Here is a 13,122-nt window from a genome sequence, read left to right on the forward strand (position 1 = left end):
GGGTACATAGCCCATTGGAACACGCGGCGCAGGCAGGTAAGATTGAAGGGCCTGACGCCGGAGGAGTTCCGGAACCGGGCCCTTGCGGCGTAGTCGCTATTTATTCAGTCCAAGTTTCGGGGCGCAGTTCACTGTTCCCTTTGTGGTGGTTTTTGGCGCGGATGGGTTAGTTGAGGGCGGCTTGGGCTAGGCGGGCTTCGGCGGCCTCCTCGGTGACGCCAAGGGCCACGGCGAACTCCTCGATGGAGCGGCGTTTGGCCTCCTTGAGTACGCGCATGTAGTAGGAGCTGGGTTTTTTATCAGCTTCCTCGGCCTGGCGAATGCGGTGCATCATGGTCTTTGCCACGCGGACCGTCTCGGGCGCGCCCAGCTTGAGCTGCTGCTTAAAGTGTGTCTCCTCAAGCGAGCTGTTGCGCTCGGTAAAGGTGTCGCACTCCAGCTCGTCATAGTGGCTCAGCAGGTGCTCGGCATCTTGCTGAGAGATGGCGGCGTGCAGACGGTCGGCCTGCGCCACGGGGTACATGAGGATCGTCTGCGCATGTCCCTGCTTGGTCTCGAGCAGCAGCATGGGCTGCGGTGTGTCGTCCCTAAAACCGACGACGGTGCAGACTCCCTGGCCCGGATGAATGACGTGTTGACCGATTGAGAACATGCTACCTCCAACTTATACGAATTTACGTATGTCTAGAATAACACACTGACGTGCGCAAATTCTCACTTTATGCAGGAAAAGCACACAACTCCGATAGGTAAGAGTATTCGATAACAGACGCAGCTCATTCACACCTTTATGCATTTTCAACGCCTGCATAATCTGCAGGCAGACCGGCATCTTTGAGTGACTCCATACAAGCTGTAGTCAATTTTGTGCATATGCAATATCGATTGGCTTTACCCTGCGACAGTGCCCGTCGCTTGTGATAGAGTGCTACAAACTCTGGCTTTTGCCCTACGAGTGACCAAGAGCTCGGGGGCTTTAACACAAGGAGGATCTATGCCCGAGAAGATTGAAGAGCTGGTACGCGCTGCGCTTGCTGCGGCCCAGGAGGCCGGCGACCTTTCCGCATTTGAACTTGACGATTGCGCTATCGAGCGACCGGCTGACACTTCTCATGGCGAGTGGACCTCTACCATGGCCCTGAAGTCCGCCAAGCTGGCCCACTGCGCCCCGCGCAAGATCGCCGAGGCCATCGTTGCCCATATGCCCGAGGACCCCGCGATTGAGAAAGTCGAGATCGCAGGCCCTGGCTTCATCAACTTCTACCTCTCCGTTGCCGTCAAGAATGCCATCTTTGGCGAGGCTCGCGAGAAGGGCATGGACTTCGCTAAGTCCAACGTCGGTGGTGGCCTGAAGACCCAGGTCGAGTTCGTTTCCGCCAACCCCGTCGGCCCCATGCACATTGGCCACGGCCGCTGGGCCGCGCTGGGCGACTCGCTCTGCCGTGTTATGGACCACGCCGGTTACGACATCCAGCGTGAGTTCTACATCAACGACCACGGCTCTCAGATGAACACCTTCGGCAACTCCATCAGCACGCGCTATATGCAGCTTGCCGACATCATCGCCAAGCAGGGCGTGGATATCGACGAGGCTCACAAGATCTTGATCGCCGACCGCGACGCCTTTGTCGCCGACGAGAACGACGAGCATCCCGAGACCCATCCGTATCAGGACAACTTTGCCGAGACCCTGGGCAAGGACTCCTACGGCGGCGACTACATCATCGACGAGGCTGCTGAGTTCTGGCGCACCGACGGCGATAAGTGGGTCGACGCCGATCCTCAGGAGCGCATGGAGAGCTTCCGCGAGCGCGGCTACGTAAAGATGGTCGACAACATGCGCGACCTCTGCCACGCCGTCAATTGCGACTTCGATCGTTGGTTCTCCGAGCGCTCGCTGTATGTGAAGGACACCGAGGGCGAGACCGCCGGCACCTCCGCCGTCGACCGCGCTTTTGAGAAGCTCGACAAGATGGGCTACCTCTATACCAAGGACGGCGCCCTGTGGTTCCGCTCCACCGATCTGGGCGACGACAAGGACCGCGTGCTGATCAAGTCCGACGGCGAGTACACCTACTTCGCCTCCGACGTCGCCTATCACTGGGATAAGTTCCAGCGCGTCGACCACGTCATCGACATCTGGGGCGCCGACCACCACGGCTACATCGAGCGCGTCCGCTGCGTCTGCGATGCCTTGGGTTACCCCGGCAAGTTTGAGGTTCTGCTGGGCCAGCTCGTCAACCTGCTGCGCAACGGCAAGCCCGTCCGTATGTCCAAGCGTAAGGGCACCATGGTGACCCTGCAGGAGCTCGTCGACGAGGTCGGCTCCGACGCTGCCCGTTACACCCTCATCTCCAAGAGCTCCAACCAGATGGTCGACTTCGATATTGAGGCCGTCAAGAAGCGCGACAACTCCAACCCGGTGTACTACGTGCAGTACGCTCACGCCCGCGTGTGCTCCATCCTGCGCCGTGCCGCTGACGTTACGCCCGAGCAGGCTGACGAGATGGGCATGAAGGCCGTCGCCGCCAAGGCCATCGGTGAGAACGTCGATTACTCGCTGCTGACCGACCCGACCGAGCTCGCCCTTTCGCGTAAGCTCAACGAGCTCACCGACCTCATCGCCAGCTGCGCTCGCGACCGCGCCCCGTTCCGTCTGACGCACTTTGCCGAGGAACTCGCCGGCGACTTCCACAGCTTCTACGCTGCCTGTCAGGTGCTGCCGAGCGAGGGCCGTCCCGTCGACCCCGAGCTTTCGCGCGCCCGTCTGGCCGCTTGCGATGCCGTCCGCGTGACGCTCGCCCTGGTGCTCACCCTCGTTGGCGTTTCCGCTCCCGAGCAGATGTAAGCTACGGATCATTTGACCGTGTAGGTTCGGCTTTGCTGAGCCCTATAAGCCCGATCTCCATCATGCGGAGGTCGGGCTTTTTGCGTTTGGTGAGACTATTTGGTTTGCTGGGAAATGCTACCAAATCGCAACTATACCGGTTTACGGGGCTGAATCGCCAACTGGCGACCATGGTGCCAATAGTGAAATTAAACCCGCAGGTAGATGGCTTATTGTTTCTTGATAATGCAGGGTATGGTTGGCTTGCAGCATCCTGGCCCCGTAATCCGGCGTAGTTTTGAAAATTGTCCCTTGGGGACGGAGGAAAACGGATCATTTTTGTCTCGAAGAGGGGTGGCGGGATACCGTCCGTCACGAATTGGGCTCATCTCCTACGTTTGGACGCATATCCCGAACCATGCCGAAAAGTACGATATTAAAACCGCAGGTAGCAGACTCGTTGTTTTTGAAAAAACAAGGGTATGGTCAGGGGCTCGGGGCAAACGTAGCAGATGGGCGCGATTCGTGGCGCGGCTATTCCAGGTGCCACGGCTTCACTCCTCTGGCGCGACATTTCAAGGCGCTTTTGAGGAGGAGTGTCCCTGATGACTGGGCGTTTAAGAACGTCCCCAATGACTAAGTTGCAGGTGGCGGCGGTTGTGTTACACTAACGCTGCGTAATTGACGCAATCATCTCGATACAGATCAATGATGTCCGTCGTCTTGAACGGAACTAGACTGTTTAGCCGCCCTGAAGGTTTATGCAGGGAGCATGTGATCACAGGGCTTGAAAAGAAAGTTGAGCAAACACTGTGTCTGATCAACAGCAAGAAAACGAAATAACTACGACGCAGGCCGCTCCCGCTGCACCGGTTGCGTCGGACCAGGTCGCGGTGCCCGCGCAAGCCTCGGCTCCTGAGACGCCTAAGGCTGCTTCGACGCCTATGCCTGCAACGGCTGAGAAGGCCGTGCCTGCAACTGGTGAGGAGGCTGCTCCGGCAAAGCCCAAGCGCACGCGCCGCACGGCCAAGTCTGCCGCTGACGGCGAGGAGGTCGCCAAGCCCAAGCGCCGCACCACGCGCACGACTCGCGCCAAGCGCACCGTTGCGGCTGACTCCTCGGCGCCGATTTCCGATGAGGTCGCGCAGGCGCGTGCGTTGGCGCAGATTAGCGAGGCTCAGGTGGTGCGCGCCCGCCGTCGTGCTGCCGAGCGAGAGGCCGCGGCTCTGACCGAGCTTGCAGCTCCGTCTGTGCCCGAGACGCCTGCCGCCACCGAGACGCCTGCCGCCGACCTGCCGACCGAGAAGCCGGCGCCGCGCACACGCCGTCGCACGGCTGCTAAGGCCGAGCAGGTTGCTGAACAGGTAACCCCCGAGCTCACCGAGGCTTCGGTTCGTTCCGCGGCAGGGGAGGGCGCATCGCCTGCTGAGCCCGCTGCGTCTGTCGAGGCCAGCGAAGTTCCCGTTGTCGATCCGGCTTTGCGCCCGCACCGTCGCGGTCGCAAGCCCAAGGCCTTCGTCGAGGCAGAGAAGGCCGCAGCCGCAGCTGCAGCCGCTCGGGATGCTGCGGCGACCGCCGAGTCTGCAACCGCTGCCGATGCACCCGTCCAGGATGCTACGACTTCCGAGGCCGTTTCTGCCGATGTCGAGCCCGCCGACGTCCGTCCTGGTCGCAGCCATCGTACTGCTGCTAAGCGCACGTCCAAGGCCAAGACTGCCAAGAAGGGTGCGTCCGAGGATTCCGCCGAGACGACCGTCGATGCATCGACTGATGCCGCCGAGCCCCAAGACGTCGAACGGCCTGCGTCCGAGAAGCCCAAGCGCGGTCGTAAGAAGTCCGCTAAGGCCAAGGCGTCCGAGCATCAGGCTGATGTCGAAGCGCAGATTGATTCCGGCGCCGAGGCCAATGACGCCGCTGCGGCCAATGTTGACGCCACCGCAACCGATGGTGCCGCGCCCGCCGAGGGCGAAGACGGCGCTCGCCCCAACCGTCGCCAACACAAGCGCAATGACGAGCGCAACGAACGCAAGGACGACCGTAACAACGACCGCCGCAACCGTCAGCGCGATCGCAAGCAGCGCAATAAGGAGCGTAATGCCGCCCCCACCGAACCCACGCTTTCGCGCGAGGAGCTCGCGGCCATGAAGGTCGTCGAGCTGCGTGAGAAGGCCAAGGAGTTCGAGATTGAGACGACCGGCAAGAAGAAGGCCGAACTCGTCGAAGAGATCTACACCACCGCCGCGAAGGCCGAGGGCTTCCGCGACATCAAGGGCATTCTGCAGATTCGCCCGGACAACTCCGGCATCATCCACGCCCATGGCTACATGAAGTCCAACGACGACGCCTTCGTGCCCGCCTACCTCATCCGCTCCGCGCGCCTGCGCACGGGCGACGTCATAGAGGGCTCGCTGCGTCCTTCGCGCGGCGGCGACAAGCGCGCCGGCCTCGCCAAAATCACGACCGTCAACGGTCTGGACCCCGAGCAGATTCGCAACCGTCCCAAGTTCGGCGACCTCACCCCGGTCTATCCCAATGAGCCGCTGCGCATGGAGCACGGCAAGGACTCCATTACCGGTCGCGCCATCGACATCGTGTCGCCGATTGGCAAGGGTCAGCGTGGCCTGATCGTGTCCCCGCCCAAGGCCGGCAAGACCACGATCCTCAAGAAGATCTGCCAGTCTATCTCGATTAACAACCCCGAGGTGCACCTCATCTGCCTGCTCGTCGACGAGCGCCCCGAAGAGGTCACCGATATGCAGCGTTCCATCAAGGGCGAGGTTGTGGCGTCGACCTTCGATATGCCCGCCGACAACCACACTCGTGTGGCAGAGCTCGTCATCGAGCGCGCCAAGCGCATCGTGGAGCTGGGTGGCGACGTCGTGGTGGTGCTCGACTCCATCACGCGTCTTGCCCGCGCCTACAACTTGGCGGCGCCCGCCTCGGGCCGCATCCTTTCGGGCGGCGTCGATTCGGCGGCACTGTATCCGCCCAAGCGCTTCCTGGGCGCAGCCCGCAATATCGAGAACGGTGGCTCGCTCACCATCCTGGCCTCTGCCCTCATCGATACCGGCTCCAAGATGGACGAAGTCATCTTTGAGGAGTTCAAGGGCACCGGCAACATGGAGCTTAAGCTCGACCGCGACCTGGCCGATCGCCGCATCTTCCCGGCTATCGACCCCGTTGCCTCCGGTACGCGTAACGAGGACCTGTTGGTTGACGAGCAGATGCGTCCGTTTGTCTTTGGCCTGCGTCGCATTCTTGCCGGCATGAACAACACCGAGCGCGCAGCCGCATCGTTTATCAAGGGTCTTAAGGGCACCAACACCAACCAGGAGTTCCTGGTGCGTTCGGCCAAAAAGCACAGCGACTACGAGCAGACGTTCTAGGTTGTCATCCACACGCAGCGATAGCCATCAATGCGATAAAGGGTCGGGGCTTTGAGCCTCGGCCCTTTTCCATATCGCCGCTCCGCGCTTATTTTTGACCATAAGACTGGCAAGCAGCAGGTTTCCCGTTTCAATCCGACATCGTCGCTTGCAATCGACAGGGCGGTTTCGCATAATAGCTTTTAAGCTTCGCGACGGAAAACGCAGATGAAACGAACCATATACCGTTGCTTTGGGGCATAGCCCCGCTTCATCTTCTCTCGCGCAGCCAACTGAATGATGCGATTTGGGTGCTGGAAGATGGGGAGAGCTCATGGCTTCTTCTGATGCAACACAACGAGCAGTCCTTGCCGGACTTTCGTGCGGGATCGGTCTTGCCGCTCCCGTGGTTATGTATGCCGCGACGCTGCCGTTTTCGTCTGTGAACGAGACGGTCGTGGCGGGTGCGGTTCCCTTCGCCGTGGGCGCGGTGGCGGGCGTGGGTATCTATGCCGCCTCGCTGGGTATCTCCGAGTATCGTGCGCAGCGTGAAGAGCGTCTGTTCCAGCCCGATGCCATGGGCGGTGCCGCCAATCTCAATCAGCATCAAAGCGAGTTCAAGACCGCCTCGATTCCAGCTCAGCAGCAGGATGCGACTCCTTACGCTGCGGCTTTTGCTTCTCAGGCTCAGGCGGAGCAGTCTACCTCGGCATTCCTTTCCGGCCTGACTGGTGCGTTCCAGCGCCGTCATGCCGATGATGGTGTCCCTACCATCGCTCGAGCCGCAGATGCTATGGACGAGGACGAGGCTTGGTCCATGATCGACAGTATGCTCGACGACGATTCGCCGGTGAGCTGCGACCCTGCACACTCGCGCGACGTCTATCAAGTCGCCATCGACGAGCTCACCAACGGCGGGCAGACCGGCTCCTTCAATCGCGACGACATCGCCGCCGCGGCACGCGCCGTGTCTGGCTCACAGGCCGCCCCTGCGGGCAGCACGGCGGCTTTCGTGGCACTCGTTGCCAACGCGGCAGCCAATAACGCCTACAGCGCTACCTCGGCGGACGCGAACGCTTCTGCCGACAATTCGTACGTTGATGAAGCCATGACTGCGGACGAGGAGGCCGTTGCCGCTCGCCGTGCCGCCGAAAGCTCGTTGTGGGGCGCTCCTGCCCAGCAGCAGGCGGCTGAGGCTGCGCCGTACAATGCAAACCTCGCCAGCATGCCTATCATCTCCGGTGCCGCGGACATCGATCTCGATGACCTCGATGAGCCTGCAGCCATCACCGCATCGATTGATGCCCAAGATCGCATCGACACCGGCGACCTTCCGGACGCCTCGCTCGAGGTTGATGTTCCCATGGCCGATTACTCGGGCCACGAGGACATGTGGGCCGCCGCCACCGCGATTCTGGATGAGATTGACGAGCCTGCTCCTGTTGCAGCCCCCGCTCCCGTCGCTGCCCCTCAGCCTGCTGCCCCCGCCTATGTCGGCCGTCACAGTGCTGTGTTCCCCGAGGATACTGCCCGTATCTCGCGCGAGAGCATCGAGCGGGCCGAGGCTATTGCCGCCGGCATTATGGAAAACCGTCGTCACGAGCGCGTCAATCAGATCCTCGAGGAAGAGATCGAGCGCCTGCAGTCCTCAACAGCCAAGCGTACGGGCCGTGCTTATCTGAGCGTTATCGAGGGCGGTACCGCCAGCTTCGCGCCGCTCCGCGCGGAGGCATAACTTCTGCATGGTTAAGATCAGTCGAAAATGGGCGGTTGTAACCTGCCTGATGGCGCTCTTGATCTGGGACAATTCGCTGGTTCCCGGCTCGGGGTCGGGCTCGCTGAGCCTAACGGTCATGGAAGCTATCCGCGGTTTTCTGCACAGCGTGGGACTTCCATATGAATGGGTGACCAACTTTGTTGTTCGCAAGTGCGCGCATTTTACCGAGTATATGGTGCTCGGCATCTTGGCAACGCACGCCTTTGATTTTGAGGGCCGGCGCACCTTTGACGTGCTGCTGCCCACGGCGGTGTTCCTGCTGCTGATTCCCTCGATCGACGAGACGATTCAGCTCTTTGTGCCGGGACGCGCCGGCATGATCACCGATGTGATGATCGACTGCTGTGGAGCGGCAACGGGCGTTGTGCTCCGATATCTACAACGATCGCTCATATGTGCCAAAAAGGCCGCCTAGGACGTATGCTTGGTCCTAGGCGGCCTTTTTTATTAGAAGGCTTATATAGGGCGTGGTGGCGTCGTTCCGTAGGTTGGATTTGCCGGGCGCGCCACGCCCTGTGGGTGCGTCTGTTACTGAAGCGCCTGCGCGCCCAGGGCCAGGCAGCCCATGATGCCCTGCTTGCCCTCGAGGCTGTTGTTGACGATGTAGCTATCGATGTCGTTGACCTCGGGCGTGACTATATAGCCGTTGAGCATCTCAGCGCACTTTTTGCGTGCGAGCGGCACGATGGGGGTGTGGTCGGCCACGCCTCCGCCGATGATGATCTTTTGCGGCGCGTAGCACAGCGTGTAGGTCATGAGCGCCTGTGCCAGATAGCCGGCGAGCAGGTCCATGGCCTCCGGGTCATCGGCCATGTCTCCGGCGCTCTTGCCATCCCAGCGCTTTTTAACGCCGGGGCCGGCGATGAGGCCCTCGAGACAGTTGTCGTGGAAGGGGCAGGCGCTGTGCTCGCCAATGGTGTCGCGCGGGTCGCGCGTGACCAGGATGTGGCCGGCCTCGGGATGCATCATGCCGTGCACGAGCTGGCCGCCCGAGAGCACGCCGGCGCCCACGCCGGTGCCGATGGTCAGGTAGACAACGTCAGTGAGGCCCTGGGCGCAACCAAAGGTGACCTCGCCCAGGCAGGCGACGTTGACGTCGGTATCGTAGCCACAGGGAATATTGAGCTTGTTTTGGATGGTGCCCAGCAGGTCAAAGTAGCGCCATGCCGTTTTGGGCGTCTCCAGGATCTTGCCGTATTGGGGCGAGGCGGGGTTGACTGCGGTGGGGCCAAAGGCGCCAATGCCCAGCGCGGCGATGCCCTTGTCGGCAAACCATGCGTTGACGGCCTCAACGGTCTCCTGCGGGGTCGTGGTCGCGATCTGCTCACGCTCCAGGACCGTACCGTCTGCATAGCCCGTTGCGCAGACCATCTTGGTGCCGCCGGCCTCGAGCGCTCCGATAAGCTGCTGTTCTGCCATAGTATTCCTCTCTCTGGGACGAGTTGCTCCGTGACTAAAGTATAGGGCTCTAAACTATTTAAGAAAGCGTTATAAAAAGAAGCCTCGCAACGCGGCGGGCGGTGCGAGGCTTCTTTGGTTACTTTAGTTGCTGGGCCGTCCTTACCCGCGCGGCTTGATTTTATCACGTAGTGACTTGAGGTTCTCCAGCGCCGCGTTAAGCGTCTCGTCTCGCTTGGCAAAGTGGAAACGAATCAGATGGTTGACGGGCTCGCGGAAGAAGCTCGAGCCGGGCACGGCGCCCACGCCCACCTTAGACGCGAGATCCTCGCAGAATTCGAGGTCGCTGTCATAGCCAAACTTAGAGATGTCCATCATGACGTAGTAAGCGCCCTGCGGTACGTTGTGCTCAAGACCGATGCTATCGAGCCCCTGGCAGAACAGGTCGCGCTTGGCGGTGTAGAGGTCGAGGACCTCCTGGTAATAACTGTCGTCGAAGTTGAGGGCGGTGACGACAGCTTCCTGCAGGGGAGCGGCGGCACCCACGGTGAGGAAGTCGTGGACCTTCTTGATGCGCTCGGTGATCTGGGCCGGGGCAATGGTGTAGCCCAGACGCCAGCCGGTGATGGAGTACGTCTTAGACAGCGAACTGCAGCTGATGGTGCGCTCGAACATGCCGGGCAGCGTGGCCATATAGACGTGCTCGTGGGGCGCGTAGACGATGTGCTCGTATACCTCGTCGGTGATGCAGTAGGCGTCGTACTTTTTGCAGAGGTCGGCGATAAAGGTGAGCTCCTCGCGCGTAAAGACCTTGCCACAGGGGTTGGAAGGGTTGCACAGGACGATGGCCTTGGGATCGTTGTCGCGGAAGGCCGCCTCGAGCACCTCGCGGTCAAAGTCGAATGTGGGCGGGTTGAGCGGCACGTAGATGGGCTCGGCACCCGAAAGGATCGTGTCGGCGCCGTAGTTCTCGTAGAACGGCGAGAAGATGACGACCTTATCGCCGGGGTTCGTGACCGTCATCATGGCGGCCATCATGGCCTCGGTGGAGCCGCAGGTGACTACGATATTCTCGTTGGGGTTCACCGGCATGCCCATAAAGTGCTCCTGTTTGGCGGCGAGCGCCTCGCGCATGGCCTGGGAGCCCCAGGTGATGGAGTACTGGTGATAGAGCGGCTTGGGATCGGCGGCGATGGTGCTCAGGCTGTTGAGCAGCTGCGCCGGGGGATCGAAGTCAGGGAAGCCCTGTGAGAGATTGACAGCGCCGTACTTATTGGAGATGCGTGTCATGCGGCGGATGACCGAATCGGTAAATCTTGCCGTGCGGTTGGAGAGTTCTTTCATGACGGTCCTTTCGAGGATTTGCAGTGGGGCAAGTTTACTCCTATGAAACCGGTGGGATTTGCTCGAAATGGTCTCGAAAAACTCTTTTCAAAATTCTTGAAAATTGGGGCTTGCATCGCGTGGCGTTCCTTGCAATAATAGTCGAGTGCGAAGCGCACAGGACACGGTGGGTGTAGCTCAGTTGGCTAGAGCGACGGGTTGTGGTCCCGTAGGTCGAGGGTTCGAGTCCCTTTACCCACCCCAGTTCTTGCTTCGTGTTGATATCGGGTCGTTAGCTCAGTTGGTAGAGCAGGGGACTCTTAATCCCAAGGTCCAGGGTTCGACCCCCTGACGGCCCACCACACGATATCTCCTCTAAAGTCCGTCACAACGGACTTTAGCTTTGGGTCGTTAGCTCAGTTGGTAGAGCAGGGGACTCTTAATCCCAAGGTCCAGGGTTCGACCCCCTGACGGCCCACCAAGGCATTGTAAAGCGACTGGCTTCGGCTGGTCGCTTTTTTGTTGACCTTGCATGGGGTCGAACCCGAAAGGGCGCGGAGCTGAGTAATCTGCACCGTGATTCCCTTAGGGAAACACGGCTAAAGCCCCATAAACGTGCTCTCCTTATGAGAATTATGCTCACGGGGCTCGATGCATGTTGAGAAGTTGTGATCAAACTCAAAGTGAGAATCGATTTAGTCTGCTCGATAGTGCGATCCGAGACTTTCGGTTCGCTTACGCATGGCTTTGACCATTTCCTGTGCTAGTTGAATCTGCGATTGCAGGCGGGCGAGGGCTGCGACTTCGCTGTCCAGGACTTTCTGCGTGCTCAAGGTCGTTGCCTCCGTCTTCAAGCCCTCAAGCTCGTGCAGTGCCTCGGATAGGCCCGTCTCTGTGCGGTTGATCATGCAATAGGTGCTCATCGTGTGTTTGAGGCCGTGCGTCAGGCGTTCGGCATCTGTTGTGGCAATGCCGTACTGGGGGAGGGCGATATCCGCCTTCAGGGCTGCCTCAGGCTCTTTCTGCGCTGCAAGGGCTGCCGATGCGCCAGCGATGCGCCCAAACACGATGCCGTTGGCGCTTGACAGGCCGCCGATGCGGTCGGCGCCGTGCATGCCGCCTGTCGCCTCGCCGCAAGCATAGAGTCCCTCAACGCCCGTGTACGCGGTCTTGTCGATCTTGATACCGCCGTTGGCGGCGTGGGCATACATCGCCACGCGCATCTCGTCGGTCGGCGCGATGCTATGCTCGTCTTGTAGCCAAGTGGCAAAGGTCTGCACAAACTCGGGGACGTTCTCGCGGGGGAAGTCGTAGTGGAGCGCGAGGCCTTCGGCACCCGCTTGATCGATGGCAAGATCGATGGCGCGGGAGGCCAAGCGCGAGGTGAAAGGACCATATCCGGAGCGCTGCTCAAGTAGATTTTCTAGCTTTTCGTCGGCAATATCGACCGGTTGGTCAAATGTGACGTAGCGCCAGGTCTTCTCGTTAAAGACAAGGTTGCGCTTAGGCTCAATGAAGCCGGGCATCATCTACATGAACTCTATATTAGTAAGGGACGCACCGTGCACCAGTGCGATGGCCTGCGAGGAGCTGAGCACGTCGGCGGAAGTGAGGCTGCGCTCGAACAGGCCGTCTGTGCCACCGGCTGCGATGATAGTGGCCTTGGCTGCCATAGGCACGAGATGCTCGTTTGCGCGGTCGTAGAGCACGGCGCCAACAATCTTTCCGTTCGTATCTTCAACAAGGTCGATAAGCTCGTGGAGGGGGAGCGGGCGAATGCCGAGCGACTCGATCTGGGTCGTCAGAGCGTCCTCAAGGGGCTTGCGGGTGAGGCCGCGCCACATACGCGTCTTATGGTCAAAGCAGGGGATAAACTGCTTCTGCTGGGCACTCTCGGCACTTTGCGGACGCTGGAGCTCAACACCTAGATCCCGCTCGAGCCATTGGATGGCCTGAGGAATACCGTGGACAAACGTCTGGACGAGCGTAGGGTCGGCAACGCCGCCGCCCACGGCCTGGATGGTGTCGATGAGGTCCTGCTCGTCGGCTGTGTCGGTGGGACCGATGAGGCCCAGGCCCCAGGTGCCCGGGAAAAAGCTCGATCCGCTCATAGTCATGCCGGCGCTTACGATGGCAACGGTTGCGCCCGCGCGTGCTGCTTCTATGGCGGCGCAAAGGCCTGCAATGCCAGATCCAATTACCAGTACATCAGTCGATTCCATTGGATTCCTTTCTCGTTCGCGCATTGTCGCACGGGTGATCGGCAATGGGGCCGCAAAGACTCGGCAAATCGGTAAAGGGCAAATATGGCAGGTGGGCGTCATGGACGCTCTGACGCTCCATCTCATCACATCAGGTATTTCGCCTCAACTGATATATCGGCATTTGCTGCCCTGTGACAGCACAAACAAAAAGAGCCGCCACCTCGAAAG

General features: G+C 60.3%; 9 protein-coding genes and 3 tRNA genes. 7 read left to right on the top strand and 5 right to left on the bottom strand.

Annotated features, from left to right (window positions below):
- Positions 1-166: 166 nt before the first annotated feature.
- Positions 167-652 (bottom strand): CarD family transcriptional regulator, encoded by a 486-nt coding sequence (locus AAAX59_RS07190; RefSeq protein WP_006235480.1) that lies wholly within the window; start codon positions 650-652, stop codon positions 167-169.
- Between the two features lie 342 nt (positions 653-994).
- Between AAAX59_RS07190 and argS the strand changes: the two genes are divergently transcribed.
- From argS to AAAX59_RS07210, 4 genes are all read left to right on the top strand, one after another.
- Entirely contained in the window at positions 995-2,848 is a 1,854-nt protein-coding gene (argS, locus tag AAAX59_RS07195; RefSeq protein WP_349071278.1) for an arginine--tRNA ligase, read from the top strand.
- 923 nt (positions 2,849-3,771) lie between these two features.
- Positions 3,772-6,213 (top strand): transcription termination factor Rho, encoded by a 2,442-nt coding sequence (rho, locus tag AAAX59_RS07200; RefSeq protein ID WP_349071279.1) that lies wholly within the window; start codon positions 3,772-3,774, stop codon positions 6,211-6,213.
- Between the two features lie 313 nt (positions 6,214-6,526).
- Complete coding sequence (locus AAAX59_RS07205) at positions 6,527-7,927, top strand: hypothetical protein (protein ID WP_349071280.1); 1,401 nt, start codon at positions 6,527-6,529, stop codon at positions 7,925-7,927.
- Between the two features lie 7 nt (positions 7,928-7,934).
- Positions 7,935-8,384, top strand: coding sequence for a VanZ family protein (locus tag AAAX59_RS07210; protein ID WP_349071281.1), 450 nt, complete (start codon positions 7,935-7,937; stop codon positions 8,382-8,384).
- Positions 8,385-8,497: 113 nt separating this feature from the next.
- Here the strand turns inward: AAAX59_RS07210 and AAAX59_RS07215 are convergent, their stop codons facing one another.
- Both AAAX59_RS07215 and AAAX59_RS07220 read right to left on the bottom strand, forming a co-directional pair.
- On the bottom strand, positions 8,498-9,388 hold the full coding sequence (locus AAAX59_RS07215) for an ROK family protein (protein ID WP_349071282.1): 891 nt from the start codon (positions 9,386-9,388) through the stop codon (positions 8,498-8,500).
- Between the two features lie 141 nt (positions 9,389-9,529).
- Entirely contained in the window at positions 9,530-10,711 is a 1,182-nt protein-coding gene (locus AAAX59_RS07220) for an aminotransferase class I/II-fold pyridoxal phosphate-dependent enzyme (protein ID WP_349071283.1), read from the bottom strand.
- Between the two features lie 166 nt (positions 10,712-10,877).
- On the opposite strand from AAAX59_RS07220, the gene AAAX59_RS07225 reads away from it, so the two are divergent.
- The 3 genes from AAAX59_RS07225 to AAAX59_RS07235 all read left to right on the top strand — a co-directional run bounded on the left by AAAX59_RS07225 (position 10,878) and on the right by AAAX59_RS07235 (position 11,171).
- Positions 10,878-10,954 (top strand) — tRNA-His (locus tag AAAX59_RS07225).
- Between the two features lie 22 nt (positions 10,955-10,976).
- Positions 10,977-11,052 (top strand) — tRNA-Lys (locus tag AAAX59_RS07230).
- Positions 11,053-11,095: 43 nt separating this feature from the next.
- Positions 11,096-11,171, top strand: a tRNA-Lys gene (locus tag AAAX59_RS07235).
- A gap of 214 nt (positions 11,172-11,385) precedes the next feature.
- Here AAAX59_RS07235 and AAAX59_RS07240 read toward each other — a convergent pair.
- Both AAAX59_RS07240 and AAAX59_RS07245 read right to left on the bottom strand, forming a co-directional pair.
- A complete protein-coding gene (locus AAAX59_RS07240) occupies positions 11,386-12,219 on the bottom strand; it encodes an FAD-binding protein (protein WP_349071284.1) in 834 nt (277 codons plus the stop codon).
- Positions 12,220-12,912: an FAD-binding protein gene (locus AAAX59_RS07245; protein ID WP_349071285.1), complete on the bottom strand. Its 693-nt coding sequence runs from the start codon at positions 12,910-12,912 to the stop codon at positions 12,220-12,222.
- Between the last annotated feature and the right edge of the window lie 210 nt (positions 12,913-13,122).

The sequence above is a fragment of the Collinsella sp. CLA-ER-H2 genome (assembly GCF_040092405.1).
Classification (GTDB): domain Bacteria; phylum Actinomycetota; class Coriobacteriia; order Coriobacteriales; family Coriobacteriaceae; genus Collinsella.

Coding starts and splice junctions, on each gene's coding strand:
- AAAX59_RS07190 (WP_006235480.1), bottom strand. CDS start 652: ATGTTCTCAATCGGTCAACACGTCATTCATCCGGGCCAGGGAGTCTGC.
- argS (WP_349071278.1), top strand. CDS start 995: ATGCCCGAGAAGATTGAAGAGCTGGTACGCGCTGCGCTTGCTGCGGCC.
- rho (WP_349071279.1), top strand. CDS start 3,772: ATGCCTGCAACGGCTGAGAAGGCCGTGCCTGCAACTGGTGAGGAGGCT.
- AAAX59_RS07205 (WP_349071280.1), top strand. CDS start 6,527: ATGGCTTCTTCTGATGCAACACAACGAGCAGTCCTTGCCGGACTTTCG.
- AAAX59_RS07210 (WP_349071281.1), top strand. CDS start 7,935: ATGGTTAAGATCAGTCGAAAATGGGCGGTTGTAACCTGCCTGATGGCG.
- AAAX59_RS07215 (WP_349071282.1), bottom strand. CDS start 9,388: ATGGCAGAACAGCAGCTTATCGGAGCGCTCGAGGCCGGCGGCACCAAG.
- AAAX59_RS07220 (WP_349071283.1), bottom strand. CDS start 10,711: ATGAAAGAACTCTCCAACCGCACGGCAAGATTTACCGATTCGGTCATC.
- AAAX59_RS07240 (WP_349071284.1), bottom strand. CDS start 12,219: ATGATGCCCGGCTTCATTGAGCCTAAGCGCAACCTTGTCTTTAACGAG.
- AAAX59_RS07245 (WP_349071285.1), bottom strand. CDS start 12,912: ATGGAATCGACTGATGTACTGGTAATTGGATCTGGCATTGCAGGCCTT.